Consider the following 20959-nt stretch of genomic DNA (forward strand, 5'->3'; position numbering starts at 1 on the left):
AGAAGGCTACATTAACAAGGATATATAGATAGGTAATGTAATTAAAGATAGAATGGTACTAATTACAAATGAAGATGCTGTTTCAGTTGATAACGAATCAAATCTAGTTGAAATCATTGCCGCTACAGCAGATCCCGGAAATGATACTAGCAAAATGGCTTTAATTGTATCTGCATGATCAAGGCCAATTAGATGAGCAACCAGAATCATATATAATGGAATAGCCACAACTTTTAAAATGGAAATACCAAAAGCAATTGGTCGTAAGCTAATCTTACGGATACCCACGGTTACACCAACAGCAAATAATGCAACCCCAGATGTCACTGACCCAATTTGATCGAACGCATTTTTTATGATATCCGGTGCCTGGAACCCTAATAGTGTTAATACAACAGCAAGTAAGGGAATACATGCAAGCGGTTCGCTAAGACCATGCAAAACGATACCCAGAATGTTTGTTTTTTCATCTTTAGATTTACCCAATCCGGATTGTCCGACCGTACCAACTATTGTTGCTAATGGATCTAGAAGGGCATTCACCACAATACCGGTAATCGCAATAGGTATAGCTATCTCTTGCGCCCCAAACAAGCTGCCTAATACAGATATCCCCATAAAAGCAAAGGCTGGCTGAGTTGCGTTTAATGAAAACATAGATGCTTTAGTTAAATCGAATTTAAACACCAAACGAGCCACTATTAAAAGGATAATGTAAAAGCCAATAACACCTATGGTCATAGTTAAGAAAAATGACCATTGATTAATTAAGGTTTGTTTTGAGGTTGTTGTGATCCCAATGAATAAGTGTGCAGGTAATGCAAATTTTGTAACTAATGTGTTAAGCCCTTTGGATGATTCTGAATTAAAAACTTTAAAATATCCACCCAAATAACCAATAATAATTGTAAAAAAGATTGGTATTAATGTTAAAAATATATTCCCAATATTCACTCGAGATGCACTTCTCTTTCCAAAAAATTGTCCTATTTAAAAGATTACTATGAATGACTTATACGGAGATTCCCCTAAAACGGATCCCCTTTCTTTTGAGACAACAAAATAATCTGGATTTATTTCCCACGAATAGTTTTGTACTCCGGCTTCCACATGGATTCTGTTATTGCTTTTTCAATATCTGTTATATCCGCTTTCGCAATGCCTTCTTCAATGGCTGTCTTTGCCACTTCAATGGCTACAGATTTGGAAACCTCCTGCAATTGTTTGATTGAAGGGAGTAAAGAAGCACCAGGCTTACTGCTATCCGATAATCTTGAAACAGCAGATGAGGCTGCTGCAAGCATTCCCTTAGAGACTTTTGTTGCTTCTGCGACAATTGCACCAAGTCCAAGTCCTGGGAAAATATATGCATTATTAGATTGTCCGATTGAATAAATCACATCATTATAGTCAACATCATCAAACGGGCTTCCTGTCGCTATTAAGGCTTTACCTTGAGTCCACTTTATAAGGTCTTCAGGAACAGCTTCCGCTAAGGAAGTCGGATTTGACATCGGCATAATTATAGGATGTTCCACGTGCTTTGCCATTTCTTTTACAACTTCTTCTGAGAAAGCCCCTGTTTGACCAGAAGTGCCGATTAAGATGGTTGGTTTAACCTTTTTTATTACCTCTAATAATGGAATAATTCCGACTTCATTGCGCTCCCAGTCCTCGACTTCCTCAGCTTTCCGGCAATACGACTTTTGGAATTTCAAAACATCTGGAATGTCATCTATCAACAATCCACGATAATCGACGGCCCAAAAGTTACCATATGCCTCTTCTCTGGAAACGCCATCTAGGATCATGGCTTCAACCATTTGATCAGCATTACCGATTCCTGCTGCACCTGGACCAAAAACAACAACCCTTTGTTCCTTTAAAGGAACACCAGTTACTTGTAAGGCAGACATTACGGCGGCTAGTGTTACTGCACCTGTACCTTGTATATCATCATTAAAAGTGAGAATTTTTTCGCCATAATTATCGATTATATTTCGTGCATTTATATTCCCCAAGTCTTCCCAGTGAAGTAATGCCCTTGGGAAGAAGGCTTGAGACATTTTAACAAATAAATCAATGAATTCGGTGTATTCATCACCACGAACACGCCCAAACCTGTTACCAATATACAGTGGATCACTAATCAGGCTTTCATTGTCTGTCCCAACATCCAGGACAATAGGTAGCACCCTGCTTGGATCAATTCCCGCAGCTGCTGTGTAGACTGCCAATTTGCCAATGGCTATGTTAATTCCACCAACTCCCTGATCTCCGATTCCAAGAATACTTTCAGAATCTGTAACAACTATTAAATCGATATCATCAGATGAAAGGTCCAGGTTATTAAATGCATCTTCCATTCCCTCCATATTATCAATAGATAGGTAAAGACCTCCTGGACGGTGATATTCCTGGGAGTACTGTTGAATAGCCTCTCCTACAGTAGGTGTGTAAATGATCGGCAGTATTTCACTTAGATGGTCTTTAAGTAGCCGGTAAAACAGGACCACATTCCTATTAAATAAATCATATAACATTCCATTCTTCCGAATATTGCTCGGTTGAGTGGAGAATTGTTCATAAGCTCTTTTTACTTGTTCCTCAAGAGTAAGCACCTGGGATGGTAGCAAGCCTACCAATCCTAGCTCCTTTCTTTCTTCCTTAGTGAAAGCGACCCCTTTATTAATAAATGGGTTTGACAGAACACCTTTTCCTCTTAAAGTTGTATCCAAACCCGTTTTTGTCTTTTCATAAGCTGTCATAGACGTTCCCTCTTCCTAAAAATGTATATTTAAAAATGATCATTACCAGGCAATAGAGTATATTCTTCCCTGGGGAAGTGTAATTACTAAAAGAAAACTGTAAAAAGGAAAATAAATATACAGCACAAAAATAATATTTCCTCATTACTGCTTATCTGTTCAATCTTGTGAAAAATTCATAAATAACTCAATCGCCAGTCTATATCTTAGTAGTCATTTACGGAGGACACTAGCTTATTTAACTAATTTTAGTATTATGTAATTAAAAAAAGTAAGCAGCACTTTGGCTGCTTACAGATAACGTTGAATAATATGGCTCTTTTCATCATTAAATTTGTGTTGGGAGACTGGTCGGCCTACAGTTCCATAGATTACCTTAACATCAAGGACACCGATATCCTTCATGAATTTTAAATATTTCCTTACTGATACCCTGGATATACCCGCCACATTTACGACTTCCTCTGTTGAAAAGGGAGAATTTTTAAATACCTGTATCACATTCCATATAATCTTTAAGGTATCTTGTGATAATCCTTTCGGTAATTCCTCTGGTAAATGAATTTCTTCTTGATGCAAAATTCGATAATCCAATTCTTCTTGATTTAGCATATTTTTATCTTGAATAAAATCTGATTTGTTCCGATATGCTGATAAGGCCGCGTTAAAACGGTCAAATTCAAACGGCTTAATTAAATAATCTACAGCACCTAGTCTTAATGCTTTCTGAATCCTCTCAATGTCCGACGCAGCAGAAATGACAATAACATCTATCTCTTTTTCACTTTCTCGAATTTGCGAGAGTAAATCGAGTCCATTTTTCCCAGGCATGAAAATGTCTAATAGAACTAACCCTATTCTTTGATCTTCCAATACATTCAGAGCTTGATCCACTGAGGAACAGACAGCAGCTAATTCGTAGCCATCGACTTGATTCAAATAGCGCTTATTGAACTCTGCAACCATCGGGTCATCTTCTACGATCATTACCTTAATCATCCTACATCATCCTTGCTTTGTATGGTATATAAACCACAAACGTTGTTTCTTGACCTTCTTTTGAAATAATATTGAGATCTCCTCCTAGCTTATCCAAGCTTGCCTTAACTAAATATAAACCAATCCCCCTGTCCTCTCCTTTTGTTGTATATCCTTTTTGAAGGATATGATTAAGATTGGCATCAGATATTCCCTGTCCAGTATCATGAACTTCAATAGTTAAAATATCATCTGCATAATCAAACTTTAATTCAATTCGTTTAACGGGCCTTTTTTCTACTGCTTCTATAGCATTGTCAATCAAATTTCCTATTATCGTAATTAGCTCATGAGTAATAGCTGCATTTTCTGGTTCGGGCAATTGAAAGTCAGAGGATAATGCCAGCTTAGCACCTGCTTCCCTTGCATAACTTAGTTTTCCAATTAAAAAACCGGCTAGTACTGGATCTTTAACGGTTTTGGTAATAAAGCCAATCTCGTTTTCTCTGTGGTCAACAAGATCACTAATATATGCTGCAAGCTGATCATAATAATGCATATGCACCATACCAAGTATTACATGAAGTTTGTTCATGAATTCGTGCGACTGGGCCCTTAACGATTCAGCATATAAGCGGACTCCAGTCAGCTGTTCCGCCAGCAGATGTATTTCTGTTTTATCACGAAATGTAGCCACGGCCCCTACGATTTCATCCTTCACAAATACTGGTACCCTATTCACTAGTAAGACACTATCTTTTAAATCCTGCTCTTTATCTAATTCGACTTTTCCGGTCTCCAGGATTCTATCCAGGTTTGAGTCAGGCATATAACTAGTTACCTTTTTACCCGTTGGATTTTCATTAATGCCCGCTTTCTTAAATATCTTTAAAGCTGCTTTGTTTACGAGAGTAATGGTTGAACTCTGATCTACCGCTATGATTCCCTCTCGAACTGATTGTAAAATGGCATTTCGCTCTTTTAAAACCTTCGCAATAGCAAAAGGTTCCAGCCCAAATAATATTTTCTTAATATACCTTGCCAAAAGTATTGCGCCGGCAATTCCGGTTAATATTCCAAAAACGGTTCCTACATAAATATTAAAACGGCTTTTTAAAACAGCATCATTAACTTTTTGAAGGGAAATACCGACCACCACGGCTCCAATTTGATTATCCTCTGAATTATAAACAGGGGTGAAAGAACGCAAAGACCTGCCTAAAGTTCCTTTGGAGATAGAGATGTGCTCTCTACCTCTTAACACATCTTTCTCATCCCCTCCAACAAATTTTTTTCCTATTTTACTTGGATCGGGGTGAGTTTTCCGAATTCCATTATTATCGATTATTACTACAAATTCTACATCTGTCGATTTTTTAATCCTATTGGTAAATTGCTGAACTTCCTGATTGTTTTCACTTCCACTTAACGCTTCGATTACAAGCGGGGTTTGTGCTGCCATGCGTGCTACGTTTACTGCTTTTTCAGTCTGGCTCTTTTCTATAGTATCTGCAACTGTTTGGCTAATGAGAATATCTGTAATGAATAATGAGAGGGCTACTACCCCACACACCAGTATCATAATAGTAAACTGTAGACTCCATTTACCTTTCTTCACTTCTACACACCTCTTTGGTCTAAAAACTCTATTAACTTTAAGGGATACTTTTATGTTAAGTATGTTCATTTTGCTTACATCACACAATTATTCGGTACTGTATCAAGTTTAAAAAGGTAGCCAAGTGATTTAAATCAATTAAGAGAGATATATATAACCTAACCATTTGCTAATGGTATCCTTAAAAAACACTGATTCAACCGCAATATTTTCCAAATAATAAAACAGACTATACCTTCGTAGGCTTGGATATAAATTAATTATTCCCCTTTAATGTCTTAACCCCAACTTACCTCGATAGTTCAATATAAGTAATATTTTTGCTATACTCCTCCTGCACCAAGGTTAAATCCACAAGTTTTCTATTAGTATTATTCAGTTCATAAGAAGTTTAGCGGAATATCCCAGCAATTCTTACAATGCTCGAAGTTACTATGATTTTCTTATTTAACCTTTCCAATTAGTTACTATTTAATTTTCAAAAATACAGCTGTCTACCATCTTTTATCTCCATGTTTCCGTATATCTAAAATCGACAAGTTTAAAACAGGAGGAATGATTAAAATACACGCATTTTCAACAGATTTCAAAACAACAAAGTAATAAAGAGAGTACTCAAGAATCTTCTACCCTATCTAGACTTTTTGACCAAAAAGGGTCGTCATTTTCCCTAGTATGGAAACATGTTTAAGGTACTAAAAAAAAAACCTTTTGATATTCAAACAATGCCCCAGATAAAGAAAAAAGCCCGTGTATAAAACACGGGCTTTCTTCATTATTTCAAATCCATCGGATTATATAATTCCACGTCAGGATTTTTATCTTGGAACCAACGAAGTGCAAACTCATTTTCAAATAAGAATGCATATTTATCAAACCGGTCCTTAACAAGGATGCTTCTTGAGCTATGAAGATTTTCATCAAGCTTTTCATCCTCAGCCCAGCGTGTAATCTTGCTGCCCATGCGCTCCATCACGACTTCAACATTGTACTCGTTCCTCATTCGATGCTCGAATACTTCAAATTGAAGCTGCCCAACCGCACCAAGCAGATATTCTTCCATCCTAACCGTTTTGAAGAGCTGAATTGCCCCTTCTTGTACAAGTTGGTTAATACCTTTATGGAAATGTTTCTGTTTCATGACGTTTTTAGCTGTTACCCTCATGAATAGTTCCGGAGTAAACTGAGGCAGCCTTTCAAACTGAAACATGTCTTTGCTTGTGGTAATCGTATCGCCAATTTGGTAATTACCAGTATCATATAAACCGATGATATCTCCGCTTACCGCTTCATTTACAGTGTTTCGATCATCAGCCATGAATTGGGTAGAGGAAGAAAGGTTGATCGGTTTCCCTGTCCTGCTCAAGTTGACGCTCATTCCACGCTCGAATTTACCGGAACAAATGCGAAGGAAGGCGATTCGATCACGGTGTTTTGGGTTCATATTCGCCTGGATCTTGAAAATGAAACCGGAAAAATCATTGCTGACAGGATCCATTTCACCTGATGTTGTCATCCGTGCTTGTGGAGCTGGTGCAAACTTCAGATAAGCATCCAAAAACGTCTGAACACCGAATGTTGTTAAAGCACTTCCGAAAAATACAGGACTAAGTTTTCCATTCGCAATGTTTTCTTCAGAGAATTGGTTACCCGCTTCCGTCAACAGCATGATTTCTTCCAAAGTTTGCTCATATAGCTGGGAATCCTTAAGTTTATGATCCACTTCGAGTTCACCATCTTCATTCAACGGAAGGAAACGCTCTTCCCCTTCAGTTTTGAACTGTTCAATCCGATTGTTGAACCTGTCGTAAATGCCCACGAAGTCTTTTCCCATCCCGATCGGCCAGTTCATTGGATATGTTTCTATTCCTAATACCTCTTCAAGTTCGGCAAGCAATTCTAGCGGCGTTTTACCTTGTCGGTCCATTTTATTAATAAAAGTGAAAATCGGTATCCCCCTCATCCGGCATACTTTGAATAATTTAACCGTTTGATCCTCGATACCTTTTGCCGAGTCGATGATCATCACGGCGCTATCAACAGCCATCAGTGTACGATATGTGTCTTCACTGAAATCTTGGTGGCCCGGTGTATCGAGAATATTGACACGGAAGTCATCATAATCGAATTGCATGACTGAAGATGTAACGGAAATTCCCCGTTGCTTTTCAATTTCCATCCAGTCACTGGTTGCATACTTCCCTGTTTTTCTAGCTTTAACTGTTCCGGCATCGCGGATCGCGCCGCCAAACAGCAATAATTTTTCTGTCAAAGTCGTTTTCCCGGCATCCGGGTGAGAGATGATTGCGAAGGTCCGTCGGGATTGAACCTCGTCTTTTAAATTAGTCATAATATGTTCCTTTCATTATTGGAGTCATCAATAAAAAAAATTTATAGGAGGTTTATTGTATTTTTTACATTGGAATGGCAACCTTTCTTTGTATGCAAAAATCCTGATCATACACAATATATGTAAGAAGAAATATATCATAAGGCTTAAGCATTGGCTACTCAGCATTCATTTCAATCAACCTTTCTATTTTAACACGATATGAAGGAAAGATGTAGAGGTGAATGAAACACCCATTAGGGGATTTGTTCAGATGGCAAAACAAAAGACGCTTAATCAGCGCCCCTTATCTTGATCCATATGATTACCGTTCATTTATTCATGGTTTATTTATTTACCTTGCAGTTTTAAACGATTTTTGATTCCGCTTGTTCTTCCAGCGTTTTTTTACTTCCTTGAATATGATTGGAGCAGCAAAAATGAGAGCCCTTTTTAATAATTTCTTCATTTTTCATCAGTCCTTTCTTTCTTATCCTATACCCGATTATTTTCGCAGAAAACTTTTAATGCCAAATTGTTTTCCTGTTTTCAACCATAAAGCCATTTCATATTGGACATGGAATCCCCAGTCAAATCTCAATCAAGGAAAATCCCGCGCGACAATACCGTTATATTTCCCCGTATAAAACCTGTCTAATATTATTTTCCCCAAATGGGAATGTATAAATTACTTCCATTTGTTTTATCCTTTATAAAGGTGGGTATATACTAAAAAACTGGAAATTGCTCCAAAGGTTTTTGTGGTAATTTCCCCTGTAGGCTTTCACATATTATCAAGCATCATCGTATGATAATTTTAACTTGAATGAGGGTGCTGGCTAATGTGTGAAATTGATTTTTCCATCTAGGTAAAATCATCACCATTAATATTTTTTAACTTTTTAGGAGGATTCATCGAATGACAGTAACAGGTAAAGTGAAATGGTTCAATAGTGACAAAGGATTTGGTTTCATCGAAGTACCAGACGGAGATGATGTTTTCGTACATTTTTCCGCCATTCAAGGAGAAGGTTACAAAAGCCTTGATGAAGGTCAAGAGGTTGAGTTTGAGATCGAAGAAGGAAACCGCGGACCTCAAGCTAAAAACGTCGTAAAACTCTAAAGCATAGATACACAAACATAATTGATAGGCAATGCAAAAGGATGCCGCCCATATCGGGCGGCATCCTTTCCTTTGCGAAATATTCACGTTATTTTTCATTAAAATGATCCAAAATGAAATCGGGAACATGTTCGCCAGAAAAACTCTTGATGCCCACATCTCTGCTTTCTTTATAATAAAAGGCAGCTGAATACTCCCCGCTCCAATCAATTTGGGCATTATCAATCGCTGTCTCGATTTCAGAAGCGGTTTTAATTTTCAAGTGATTTGGCTGTTGCTCAATCTGCTGTGCAAGTTCACTTTCAGAATTAGTGTGATAAATTTTCGAATCGGACTTCGCAACCAGGATATAAGAAATATCATCAGCCATTAACCGCGCTTGTTCCGATTGTCCGGTACTTACCATCCATTCTGAAAACTGAGGATATGAAGAGTCCCAATTCATATAAATGGTTTTGTTATTATTCAAAAGAATCTCTATGGAGGCATAATCTCCAAAAGAAGAAGTCATTTGTGCGAACGATTGATTATTCAGGTCCTCCGACAATGCCTTCACTGCAGCTTCCAGCTGTTGACGGTCCGTAATCGTTATGGATTTGTCCACTTGGCCGCTCGCCGTTATCTTGATTTTAGAAACGTCTTGAGCGGAAACATTCAATACCTGATTAACCATTTTTTTATATTCATTCGACTCATATATTTTCGCCAATAGTGGCATGTAGGAGTCGTAATTCTGCAAATGATACTCTCTTGCTAACCGTTTTCCATTCTTGAGTTCATACATCAGAAATACGGATTGACCATCATTCCATTCACCAATTGAAACCTTTTTACCCTTATCGATGATTTCCTGATGCAATAACCTGATCGCTTCAATATTTTCCTTCTCTTTAAGATAATTGGAAGCATTATTCGACGTGTCATCGCCTTCAAAAAATATAGGAGAATCACCCATATAAATTTGGCTAATCATCTTTTCATCAGGAATCTTGGTCTTATACTGAAGGGGATCTATTTTTATAATGAGTGCCAGCACAATGACAGCCGCTATAAACGCTACATAACCTTTCAGGTTGACCCGTATACGCCAAGTCTTTTGCAGGACGATTTCCCCTAAATAATATCCAAGCAAAGAACCGACGGCATATCCGAAAAAAATCCACCCAGGTTCGCCGGTCGTTTCGCTAAAATAAAGCCCTGCAAACAGCATCATGCATAATGTCAGGCCGAATTTAAACACTGGCTTAATCTTCGGGTAAACAAATGCCTGCGACACATGCTCCAGCTTTCTCCTCTCATAGAGAAAAAGAGAGCTGATCAGAAATAGAAAGGTTAATATACTATAAATTAATGTATTAATAGAGAAGAAAGTGATTTTTTCCATCTCCGTTGCTGCTAATAATGGGGAGATGCCATTCATATTGGCACTTAGATAATACTCTGCAGAAAATCCTGCTATCAAAAATTTCACATTAGCTGCAAACAATACAAAAAGCCCCACCGGCAAAGTAAGAAAAATATAGGTCAGCACTCCTTGAAAGGCTGATAATCCCGTAACCATTCCAAGTAAAACGGCAACGGAAAAGATCAAAGCTTCCAAAATAAATGTTGTCCCCATCCAAGACCATATATCCGTCATGGTATATAGCCGTTCTATATCAATTGCCGAGTGAATTAATACCAATATTGAACCTGTAAGTAAAATCGGCAAACCCATGAAGCCAATTCCCGTTCCAATCATATGAGCGTAGATGCTGCGTCTCGTAATCGGTAAACTATGAATGAAGTCTGAGGCTTGTTTCATTTGTAAAAACCGAAAAAGGAAGATGGCAAGTAATACTGGAATAACGATGACCAAAACAAACTGTATCATCTGCTGACAGGAAAAAAGGTTTTCGAATTCCACATATTCATTGTTTCCATTCAAGATAATCGCTAACATTTCCAGAGGCAGCGCAAATATGAGGCCTACAAGATATAAAAAACCAATCCAGCCAGTACTTCTGAAAATATAGATAATCAGTTCCCTATTAAACCAGGTAATTCTGGATGACATAACCGATATCCCCCATTTCATAAATGAATATCTCCTCAAGAGTAAGGGGGAGAATATCTAATATTTCTGGCTGAAACTGATTAAAATGCGATTTAATCATGGCTTCACTACCTTTAACGATACAAACGATCACGCTGCCGCGTCTTTCCTTGTTAAGGATTTGAATTCCGCGGTATAAACCATGGGGAATTTTATGTTTAAATGCAATTTGCACTTTATGTACATCAGCTTTCAAGTCATTCAAAATCTTTTGGATAACAAGCTCACCCTTATGCAAAATCCCTACATGATCGGCTAAATCTTCAATTTCCCGGAGATTATGGGACGATAGTAAAATCGTCATATCCCTTTCCGATACATCCTGAATCAACAACTGTCTCACATTTTTTCGCATGACCGGATCTAATCCATCAAACGGTTCATCCAATATTAGAACTTCCGGCATCGTCGAGAGTGCTAGCCAAAAAGCAACCTGTCTCTGCATTCCCTTCGATAGTTTATGTATTTTATTTTGGACGGGTATCGGGAATACTTCCTGTAATTGATAGAAACGTTCATGATTCCACTCACTATAAATATGGCTATAAAAACCTGCCATTTGCGTGATCGTATAGTTAGCCAGGAAATAAGGCGTATCAGGAAGGAAGAAACAACGATTTTTCACTTCACGGTTTTCAAACACATATGATCCATCAATAAGAACTTCACCTGCATCCTGTATCAGGTTGCCTGAAAGCATTTTTAATAGAGTCGTTTTCCCCGCCCCATTTGAACCTAGTAACCCGAATATGGAGCCTTTTGGTATAACCAAGGTAACGTTTTTGATTGCTTCTTTTCCTTCATAGAATTTACTCACCTGTTTTATTTCAATCATGAATCCCCCCCCTTTGCCAATGGACTGATTTCCTTTATTATTCTATAAATTTCACGTTTATCGATTCCGATATACAGAGCTTCAGCGAGTACCTTTGAAAGCTCGTTTCTAATCTCTTCTTCTTTCAATGAATTTTTGAAGGATTTAGGAGGTGCCACGAAATTCCCTTTGCCTGGTAAGGTATATATAAACCCGTCAGACTCAAGCTGCTTGTACGCTTTCTGGATCGTATTTGGATTGATGGTCAACTCCTGAGCCAATATTCGTATGGATGGGAGCTGATTATGTTCCTGTAAAACTTCATTGATCATTAATTCCTTTAACTTATCCATCAATTGCTCATATACCGGCTTTCCACTTTGAACATCCAACTCAATCATCATGAACCCTCCTTGCAATGGGTGTATTACATCTCCTAATACAGTACATTATAAAACAATATCTTCCAATTTAAAACCAATTTAATACCATTTTCAAACAATACTCGCTTTCATTTTGTTTAACAAGACTTACAGCAGGGAAGTAATGATAGTAAGAATGAATAAAGGAGTTGTTTTCATTGAAACCATTATATACAGCTACAGTTACCGTACACGGTGGTCGTGAAGGACATATTAAATCAGAGGACGGGATTCTGGATTTCGATGTGAGGTCACCGAAGGAATTAGGTGGTTCCGGTGAGCGCGCCACAAACCCTGAACAGTTATTCGCAGCCGGTTACGCGGCATGTTTTGACAGTGCCTTGAATCTTGTACTGCAAAAAGAAAAGAAAAAGGTCGATACGTCCGTGACGGCAAATGTAACGATCGGTAAAGATGAGGAAGACGGCGGTTTTAAATTGGCTGTTAGGTTGGATGTTTCGATTCCCGACCTAAGCAGGGAAGAAGCCGAAGACTTCGCCAAAAAAGCACACATGACCTGCCCCTATTCAAAAGCAACACGCGGAAACGTCGATGTCACCTTGATTTTGGTATAACGTTTAAGAAAGGGACTGGATACGGCATTAAGGCCGGCTCCAGTCCCTTTTTCTTATTTCACTTCTTCCAATCCCTTCAGTTTCAAAAGAAAGCCAAGACCTATTATCGCCATGATGATCAATGACCCTAATGCCATCCGGCTCGCCAATGTACCGAGGTCATGGAATATCAACGTTATCGTTCCATATAATAGCGGACCGATTATTGAAGAGACTTTTCCAGAGAATGCAAATAGTCCAAAAAATTGCCCCCTCTTCTCATCTGGAGTCAATTCAATGATATACGTCCGTGATGTCACCCACATCGAACCTAGCGAAATGCCGAACATACTCCCTGCAACCCAGAACCAAATGGCGGTTTGTGCGAAGACCGCTATAAATAATGCGACCAAGAGCAGAACCCCCACATACGTCACAGCCAGCCGCGGTCCCTTCGACTGCGTGACGTATCCAAACAGAAACGATCCGGCAATGCTCGATACTGTCGATACCAGGTATAGCAAAATGAATCCACTGGAGGAAAATCCAACAACAGTCTTGGCATATACGGCCATCATGCCGATAGTGGTAGCAATTGCATCATTTAAAAAGAAATAAGCAATCATGAATGTAAAAACCGATCGATAGGAGCGCATCTCTTTAAATGTTGTTTTAATTTCCTTATAACCTGATAAAAAAGGTTCTTTCGCTTTTTGCTGTTTTGGAGACTCTTTTAAAAAAAAGAATAAGGGAAGGGAAAAAACCAGAAATAAAATGGCCGTGGGTATGAAGGCTTCATGTGAACTCCCTTTACTTATGAATGGATAGATTGACAGTCCCACTAACGTTCCAAGGTAGCCTACCGCCACGCCAAATCCTGATATTAGCGGCAATTGCTGTTTCGTGCCTAAATCACTCATCATCGTATCATAGAAAACCAGACTCGAATGATAGAAAAACTTTGCTATCACAAATAAAAGAATGACGATCGCCAAGGAAACGGGAATGCCCAGAATCTTTCCATCCAACGGCGTCCCTCCGAATACCCCCATTAAAAATGTACATACAACGGAAATAAGTGTGAAAATCATAATGTATTTTTTCATTTTTCCCGTTCGATCGATCATGACACCGAACAGCGGGGAAAACAAAACGAGAAACAAACTGGCAATCGCATTAGCGTAGGAGATGAAGGTACTCGCAATCTGATCAAGAACGGCATTTTCCCCAATCTGTTCCTGGAGGAAGAATGGAAAGAAAATCGTATTGATATTAGAAGAAAAAATCGTATTGGCAAAATCGTAAAACGCCCAAGAGAGAATGGGAAGGGAAAAATATAAACCAAAATTCCCCTTCCATTTTTTAGACTTCGGTTTCACCTGCAATTCCATCTGCTTTCCCTCCTTATTGATACTTAAATTATATGTATTCCATACCTTTCCAATAAATCCTTTAAGTCGGATTATAACATTGTGTAAAACATGATTTTTTCCTGCCTAACATGTAATATTATGAAATGAGACTGTCCTGCTAACTTTTAATCATTGTGCCTGATAGGAGTGTGAAAGATGACCGCATTTTTTCTTATTATCGTGATAACCATGCTTGTCCTGTTCGCTCTCTACGCTAAAAGATCAAAAAGAGATTTCCCTGAAAGCTTAATAAAGCAGCATTCCCCCCTTAAAATTGGACATCGAGGTGCATCTGGATATTGCCCCGAGAATACAATGGCATCTTATAAAAAAGCCATTGAATTGGGTGCTGATTTCCTGGAAGTGGATATCCACCTCAGTAAAGATGATGTCCTTGTGGTTCATCATGATCCCACCTTGGATCGAACCACAAACGGCAAAGGGAACCTCCGTGATTACACGGCAGCCGAGTTAAAGGAACTGGATGCAGGAAGCTGGTATCATACTCGCTATAATAACGAAAGGATACCTTTACTAAGTGAGGTATTGGAGAATTTCGGGTCTGAGGTCGGAATTTTAGTCGAATTGAAACACCCCTCTGCTTATCCCGGGATTGAAGAGAAACTTGCCGAAGAATTAGGTAAATTCCAAGAATGTTCAACAAGTAAAAATAAGATAATGGTTCATTCGTTCGATATGGATTCCATGAAAAGGTTTCATCAATTAATGCCGGACATACAAGTGGGCGTTTTGATAAAACGGCGAATCAATGACCAAAAAATAAAAGAGATTGCCGAGTTTGCATCATTTTTGAATCCAAAACAAACGATTTTGAGTACGAAGCTGCAAAAGCGAATCCAAAAGCACGGGATGAAAGTATTTACATGGACCGTCAACAATAAAGAACAAATACACATGTTCAAAAGGATGCAGGTAGATGGGATCATTTCCGATTTTCCGGATTATTTTTTGGATTGAAACTTTGAATGATAAGTGAAAAAATGAAGATAACTAGTTCTTTACACAATTCAGGGTGAGACCATTCCGAATCCCTTTTAAAATTCCCTATGAAATTCCGATTAAAGGTTAAGAACAAAAGACTGCAGGCAAAAACATAGTTGATTGGAGCGGGTGGATCCAAGGGAGACCCCACAGGCGCAAGTGCGCCGAGGGCGGACCGCCAGCAGAAAGCGAGTGCCCTACGTTCCAATCAACGTCCAAATTTGCACAAGCAAAAAAAATGAAGACAAACTCGATTTTCATCGAGTTTGTCTTCATTCTGAACAATCCGCAAATGCGGATTGTTTTTTAATAACAATGAAAGAACTGTATTTCATGCGCGTCCGTTCCATAATAAGCCCATCGCTGTTGACTTCGTCTCCATCGATAACCTGCCACTGAATTATATCCGACATATGTTGGGTAAAACCAAAATGAACGGCCATTCTTAAGCCAAATATACGTATGTTTGTATAAGCACCCTTTCATTGACCCAGTGTCCATTGCCTCATACATTCCTTCATGAAGTTGTGGAGTGAATAATGGCGGAGCTATATGAGGCGGTCCTCCTCCGTGCGGCGGCCGTGGCGGCGGCTGGCCCCCTCCATAGGACGGACCAGGCGGGCCAGGAGGAGTCCTTACATCCATCATCTGATTTTCTAATGGATAGGGCGCTGCCAAGAAATCTATGCCCATATTTCGGAGATATGCATTTTGATCATTACCGTTATGGTCGTTCTGTTGATTCAATGAATCGTATGGTTTCATACCTTTTCACCTCATAATTGAACTTCCTTTTAACCGTATGTAGTCGAATGACCATTTGTGCATTCTTTGCTCTGAACAGTCTCGAAATTGGTTGCTATTTGATCTATTCCTGAAAATGATTCATCAGAAAATATTCCCTGTTTATTTTTTGAAGAAATCCCTATATTTTTTAGCTTTCTTGCCCTAGAATTGATATAGTGTTGTTAATGATTTAAACTAAATATGGTCAAAAGTCATTTTGGCCCTAAATCATTTTTGGACAAATTTAATTATCTTGGAAAAAACGAGGGATTCCTATGTGGGAATTATTATTAGAATTCGATTATCAAACCGTTCGCCATGCGGTATGGGCAGGTTACTTATTTACCTTTGTCTTTCCACTGGCCGCGTTTTACTTCTTAAATAAAAAGCAATCACTCTTGAATGACAAATATCAAGCTTCCGTTCATACAGATAAAAGTAAATCCCCTGTTCATGCAGGCAGCATTTTCGACTGGCGCGGTGCACAGCGCTTTTTCACCTTTATCCGGCAAAAGGATTCACCAGATGATTCCGATGAGCCAAGCCTCCTTCTAGTTGTTTAAACATTAACAATTCGAGGAGGAAATTATATTGAAGAAGAAAAATATGTTTTTAATTGCCGTCCTATTTTTGGCAACGACCCTTTTGACTGGTTGCTCAGCAGCAACGAGCGGTCCATTTCATACAGCATTGGTTAACCCCATGACAAAAATGCTAGAATTCAATGCTGATTTATTTAATGGCAACTATGGTTTAAGCATCATCATGATGACATTTTTGATTCGCCTTGTTTTGCTTCCACTGACTGCCAAGCAATATAAAACACAGCTTAGCATGAAGACGAAGATGAATGGGCTGAAACCGGAAATGACAGCAATCCAGCAGAAAATCAAAGAGACGAAAGATCCAGCTAAACAAAAGGCCCTCCAGCAGGAAATGATGCAGCTTTACCAAAAACACGGAGTCAATCCTTTAAACATGGGCTGTCTGCCGCTCTTGATTCAAATGCCGATCCTAATGGGCTTTTATTATGCGATTCAAGGTTCCCATGAAATTGCATCCCATAGTTTCCTTTGGTACAGCCTAGGCCAGCCGAATATTGCCATGGCGATTATCGCTGGTGTCATTTATTATTTCCAATCGGTCATATCCGTGAGACAGATGCCGGAAGAACAGCAGAAACAAATGAAGATGATGAGCTTGCTCTCACCAGCAATGATTTTATTCATTTCTTTCTCCGCTCCTGCTGCATTGCCACTATATTGGTCAATCGGAGGTATATTCATGATTGTTCAGTCAATCGTGCTTCAGCGAATATATAAAAAAGACCATGCCGCTGTCCCGGCTGCAAATGAAACGGTCATGAAAAAAAGCTAATCCACTTGGATTAGCTTTTTTTCATACTTTCATTTTCCACTCGCACTGGAAATTGATGGGGTTTCTAGAGTGAGATCACTTTGTTTTATTTCTTCGGCAATGGATTTGTTGAAACTTTTTCGAAAAATTTCTCTACATATTCAAAATCCGTGTAAAAGAACAATAATAGGTCACCCGGTTGTGATTTCTCCCAGGCTTTTATGAATGCGTCCAATTCATTAGGTTCGATGAATGTCCGATCTTTTTGTAACCCAGCTTCTACCGCAGCATCCTGAAGCAGCCCGGCTACTTCTAACGGCTCCCTTCCCCGCAAATCATCGTCTTCTTTAATGATGAACAGATCGGAATTAATAGCCGCTACCTTGGAGAGTCTGATAAGTTCTTCATCAATACGGTCCCCCGGCCCTGCCAAAACAGTGATAAGTTGATTTTTGTTATAGGCACTGACCGTTTCGAATATGGCCTTCAATCCCGCTTCATTATGGGCATAGTCAATGATGATCGTGCGCTCTTTCAACTTTTTCAAATTGAACCGTCCTTTGGACAAATTCGTATCAGGCATAAATGTGACAGCCTTCCTTCTTAGTTCTTCCATGGAAATGCCTTGTGTTTCGGCTGCGGCTAACGCCTGAAGTAAATTGGCGATATTATGACGTGCCATGCCGGAGATCGTTATTGGAACCATGGTGCAATCCATAAATGGATGGATGACTCCATCAGCTGAATGACAAATGACGCCTTTTTCATTGACGTACCAAACTTTACATCCCTTATCTATCGCAGCTTTCACGTGAGGCTGGGTGGCATCTGTAGAGGTGTAAATGACCTCCCCATCTGTATAAGCGTTCATGGCAGCTACATTCGGATCATCTGCATTCAGTACACAATAGCCTGTTTTCATTACGACTTCGGCTACCAGCCTCTTTAATTTAATGAGATCATCCAATGTATCGATTCCATCACGGCCGAGGTGATCCTCACTTACATTGGTGATGATCCCCACATCACATTTACGAAAAGCCAGACCTTCACGCAGAATCCCGCCCCGGGCCGTTTCCAATACGGCAATATCGACTTCAGGATGGGCCAATACCATTCTTGCACTGACAGGGCCACTGCAGTCACCGTGATCCAATACCTCATCGCCGATATATACTCCATCAGAATTTGTCATCCCAACTTTTGTTTTTTCATTAGTAAGAAAATAATGAATCAATCGGGTTGTTGTCGTCTTGCCATTTGTTCCGGTCACTGCAATGATCGGTATAGCCGCCTCTTCCCTGGTCAGAAATAAATAATCGACAATGGCTTTGCCTACATCCCTTTTTTTCCCTTCACTCGGATAGTGATGCATTCGAATTCCCGGTGCAGCATTCACTTCAATAATTGCAGTCCTTGAATGTTCGATCGGTTTTGATATATCCTCACAAATAAAATCTATTCCGGCGATATCCAAACCGATCGCTTTCGCAGCTGCAACAGCCATATTCTTAATGGTCGGATGTACCTGATCCGTTACATCGATTGCCTTTCCGCCAGTCGAAAGATTTGCATTGCCGACAACTTGAACCAATTCCCCTTGATTCGGAATCGTATCGAGCGTCCGATTCGATTTTTCCAAGTAACACGTCACGGTATGTGTAAGTGGGATTTTTGACATCGGCTTTTCATGACCTTCTCCCCGCCAATCATTACAATTTTCCTTTTCTATCAAACTGCGTATCGTTTCCTTGCCATTGCCAATAACATAGGGTGGAAGCCTCAAACTGGCGGCGATAAGTTCTCCATTAACTATCAGTAACCGATAATCATGTCCTTCAATATGCCGTTCGATAATATACTTCTCCACATGCAACTCCAAACAATTGATTACATTGAATAGCTCATCCTTATTTTTGATATGGGTGATGACACCCTGACCCTGTCTACCATTATACGGTTTTATGACCAGCGGAAAACCCAGCCTGTCCGCCGAGGCAAAGATATCTTCAATGGAATGGGCAACTTCCCCTTCAGGTACAGGGAGGCCACATCCTCTTAAAATGGATTTGGTCAATGCTTTGTCACATGAATTCTCAACCGCAATATTCGAAGTCTGGCTAGAGATTGTCGCCTGGACATACTTCTGCCTTGCACCTGTTCCTAAACGCAGTAAGCTTTCATCACCCATTCGCTCGACAGGGATATCTTTTGCTTGCGCTGCCTTAAAAATGGCTTCGGTACTTGGCCCCAGTTTATTTTTATAATATAACTGCTCTATCTGTTTTACATAGGATTGTACATTTATAAGTTTTTCACCATTCAGGATGGCTTCCGCGATATCTTTAGCCGCTAAAAAAGCTTGAAGACCTGAGTGAGGCTCCTGATAGTCAAAGGTAACATAATAAAAACCCTTCTTTTCCATCATTATCGTTTTTCCCCGAATGGCTTCGATTCCGGCCAAGTTTTGAAGCTCAATCGTCATATGCTCCAATATATGTCCCATCCATGTTCCTTTTCTCAGCCTTTCGGCGAATCCGCCTCGATACCCTTTTGAACATGTATGGCTTCCCAAGTTCGGGAGCACCTTTAACAATTTTTCATTGAATCCAGGTATTGAATCAGATGGTTTCTGTTCCAGTTCCCCTATATCCAATTCAATGCAAATCGTAGGTGTATAAGCAAAATAATTAGGTCCTTTTAAATAACGGACTCGATTGATCTTCATTGTTGGATCCCCTTTTTCATCAACAATTTCCTTGTAAGCAGGTCAAAACGGTATCCCCTGGTTAGTACATGAAGGTTGAATCCCGAAAGAGTCAACTCTTCACTGCCATTATCAGAAGATGTGATATTGATATAATCACTGGTGCTGCCGTCAAGAACCAATACTTGATGTTGGCCGACTACTTCAAAATGACCGTCTTTAACTAAAATTGCTGTATTTTCATCAATGCCAATACCCATAATTTCTTTTTTCCCTGCTATTGCACTTAACAGACGGTCAAACCGGCCACGCTGGGAAAAATGTTGATCGATTATCAGTCCGTCCAGGAAGCCGAAACCTAAGCCAATTTCAACCTTTAACTTATTGTCATTCAGCATCGTGTCAGCCGCAACGATCATATACTTACCTAAAATCGAAGCACCAGCACTTGTCCCTGCTATCACCATTCCTTCATGCCATGCTTTAGAAAGGGCATCGTGAAACTTTGTTTTTCCAATCAGTTCAGACAATCGGCTTTGGTTTCCCCCTGAAATGAAGATGGCGGAAAAAGATGCAAGCTGTTCACAAATTGCCGGATTGTCTGCATCCTGCCTTGAATCCAGCTTGATCACTTCCACCCTGTCCACACCTAAATCCCTGAAAATCTTGATATACTCTGTACTCACTTCCTCAGGAATTTCACTCGCTGTAGGCAATATTCCTATTCCGCCATCGCTATGGGTTGCAAGCTCGACAAATTTATTTAATACTTCACCTTCAAGGCACTTATCCTCTGCCCCGCCAATGATAAGTAATTCACCACAATTCATTCATCATACTCACCTTTACAAATGGATTCACATCATGAAATTGCTCTAAACAGAACACATAATGACTAGTATGGCAACTTCTTTCAGTATTCATTCATAAAAATGGCAAACTGCATAATTTTGTTTAACTTAATGAAAAAAGAGGAAAAGTAATAGAGTAAAAAA

At 39.4% G+C, this 20959-nt stretch carries 17 protein-coding genes; 5 read left to right on the top strand and 12 right to left on the bottom strand.

Annotated elements, in window-relative coordinates; genetic code table 11:
* Positions 1-6: 6 nt before the first annotated feature.
* The 5 genes from ACFX4H_RS08300 to ACFX4H_RS08320 form a co-directional block, all read right to left on the bottom strand.
* A complete protein-coding gene (locus ACFX4H_RS08300; RefSeq protein ID WP_063591753.1) occupies positions 7-954 on the bottom strand; it encodes an AEC family transporter in 948 nt (315 codons plus the stop codon).
* A gap of 119 nt (positions 955-1073) precedes the next feature.
* Positions 1074-2768: an NAD-dependent malic enzyme gene (locus ACFX4H_RS08305; protein ID WP_098865241.1), complete on the bottom strand. Its 1695-nt coding sequence runs from the start codon at positions 2766-2768 to the stop codon at positions 1074-1076.
* Positions 2769-3059: 291 nt separating this feature from the next.
* A complete protein-coding gene (locus ACFX4H_RS08310; RefSeq protein ID WP_098184742.1) occupies positions 3060-3767 on the bottom strand; it encodes a response regulator in 708 nt (235 codons plus the stop codon).
* 1 nt (position 3768) lies between these two features.
* The gene (gene dcuS, locus ACFX4H_RS08315) at positions 3769-5364 is read right to left on the bottom strand and encodes a DcuS/MalK family sensor histidine kinase (RefSeq protein ID WP_377434894.1); all 1596 of its coding nucleotides are present in this window, start codon (positions 5362-5364) and stop codon (positions 3769-3771) included.
* 775 nt (positions 5365-6139) lie between these two features.
* Positions 6140-7714, bottom strand: coding sequence for a peptide chain release factor 3 (locus tag ACFX4H_RS08320; RefSeq protein WP_034314233.1), 1575 nt, complete (start codon positions 7712-7714; stop codon positions 6140-6142).
* A gap of 898 nt (positions 7715-8612) precedes the next feature.
* On the opposite strand from ACFX4H_RS08320, the gene cspD reads away from it, so the two are divergent.
* Positions 8613-8816 carry a cold-shock protein CspD gene (gene cspD, locus ACFX4H_RS08325; RefSeq protein WP_053534241.1) on the top strand — a complete coding sequence of 68 codons (204 nt, stop codon included), beginning with the start codon at positions 8613-8615 and terminating at the stop codon, positions 8814-8816.
* 88 nt (positions 8817-8904) lie between these two features.
* Here the strand turns inward: cspD and ACFX4H_RS08330 are convergent, their stop codons facing one another.
* Genes ACFX4H_RS08330 through ACFX4H_RS08340 form a run of 3 tightly spaced genes read right to left on the bottom strand, consistent with a single transcriptional unit; the run spans position 8905 to position 12129 of the window.
* Positions 8905-10872: a DUF6449 domain-containing protein gene (locus tag ACFX4H_RS08330; protein ID WP_377434895.1), complete on the bottom strand. Its 1968-nt coding sequence runs from the start codon at positions 10870-10872 to the stop codon at positions 8905-8907.
* Positions 10847-11746 carry an ABC transporter ATP-binding protein gene (locus ACFX4H_RS08335; protein ID WP_377434896.1) on the bottom strand — a complete coding sequence of 300 codons (900 nt, stop codon included), beginning with the start codon at positions 11744-11746 and terminating at the stop codon, positions 10847-10849. Before ACFX4H_RS08335 ends, ACFX4H_RS08330 begins: the two co-directional genes overlap by 26 nt.
* A complete protein-coding gene (locus tag ACFX4H_RS08340; RefSeq protein WP_312024420.1) occupies positions 11743-12129 on the bottom strand; it encodes a GntR family transcriptional regulator in 387 nt (128 codons plus the stop codon). Before ACFX4H_RS08340 ends, ACFX4H_RS08335 begins: the two co-directional genes overlap by 4 nt.
* Positions 12130-12305: 176 nt before the next feature.
* Here ACFX4H_RS08340 and ACFX4H_RS08345 point away from each other — a divergent pair, with 176 nt between their 5' ends.
* On the top strand, positions 12306-12722 hold the full coding sequence (locus ACFX4H_RS08345) for an organic hydroperoxide resistance protein (RefSeq protein ID WP_034314249.1): 417 nt from the start codon (positions 12306-12308) through the stop codon (positions 12720-12722).
* Between the two features lie 53 nt (positions 12723-12775).
* On the opposite strand, the gene ACFX4H_RS08350 is transcribed toward ACFX4H_RS08345, so the two are convergent.
* Positions 12776-14092 (bottom strand): MFS transporter, encoded by a 1317-nt coding sequence (locus ACFX4H_RS08350; RefSeq protein WP_063591760.1) that lies wholly within the window; start codon positions 14090-14092, stop codon positions 12776-12778.
* Between the two features lie 177 nt (positions 14093-14269).
* Here ACFX4H_RS08350 and ACFX4H_RS08355 point away from each other — a divergent pair, with 177 nt between their 5' ends.
* The gene (locus ACFX4H_RS08355; protein ID WP_249597085.1) at positions 14270-15091 is read left to right on the top strand and encodes a glycerophosphodiester phosphodiesterase; all 822 of its coding nucleotides are present in this window, start codon (positions 14270-14272) and stop codon (positions 15089-15091) included.
* Between the two features lie 330 nt (positions 15092-15421).
* Here ACFX4H_RS08355 and ACFX4H_RS08360 read toward each other — a convergent pair whose 3' ends face one another.
* A complete protein-coding gene (locus ACFX4H_RS08360; protein ID WP_377434898.1) occupies positions 15422-15880 on the bottom strand; it encodes a hypothetical protein in 459 nt (152 codons plus the stop codon).
* A 296-nt stretch (positions 15881-16176) separates the two neighbouring features.
* On the opposite strand from ACFX4H_RS08360, the gene ACFX4H_RS08365 reads away from it, so the two are divergent.
* A complete protein-coding gene (locus ACFX4H_RS08365; protein ID WP_048687259.1) occupies positions 16177-16464 on the top strand; it encodes a hypothetical protein in 288 nt (95 codons plus the stop codon).
* Positions 16465-16492: 28 nt separating this feature from the next.
* On the top strand, positions 16493-17278 hold the full coding sequence (gene yidC / locus ACFX4H_RS08370) for a membrane protein insertase YidC (RefSeq protein ID WP_240660903.1): 786 nt from the start codon (positions 16493-16495) through the stop codon (positions 17276-17278).
* Positions 17279-17363: 85 nt separating this feature from the next.
* Here the strand turns inward: yidC and cphA are convergent, their stop codons facing one another.
* On the bottom strand, positions 17364-19985 hold the full coding sequence (cphA, locus tag ACFX4H_RS08375; RefSeq protein WP_377434899.1) for a cyanophycin synthetase: 2622 nt from the start codon (positions 19983-19985) through the stop codon (positions 17364-17366).
* The gene (locus tag ACFX4H_RS08380; RefSeq protein ID WP_377434900.1) at positions 19982-20794 is read right to left on the bottom strand and encodes a cyanophycinase; all 813 of its coding nucleotides are present in this window, start codon (positions 20792-20794) and stop codon (positions 19982-19984) included. The genes cphA and ACFX4H_RS08380 overlap by 4 nt, the downstream gene beginning before the upstream one ends.
* Between the last annotated feature and the right edge of the window lie 165 nt (positions 20795-20959).

It is taken from the genome of Peribacillus sp. YIM B13477 (assembly GCF_042787955.1).
In the GTDB taxonomy this organism is placed as follows: Bacteria; Bacillota; Bacilli; order Bacillales; family DSM-1321; genus Peribacillus; species Peribacillus frigoritolerans.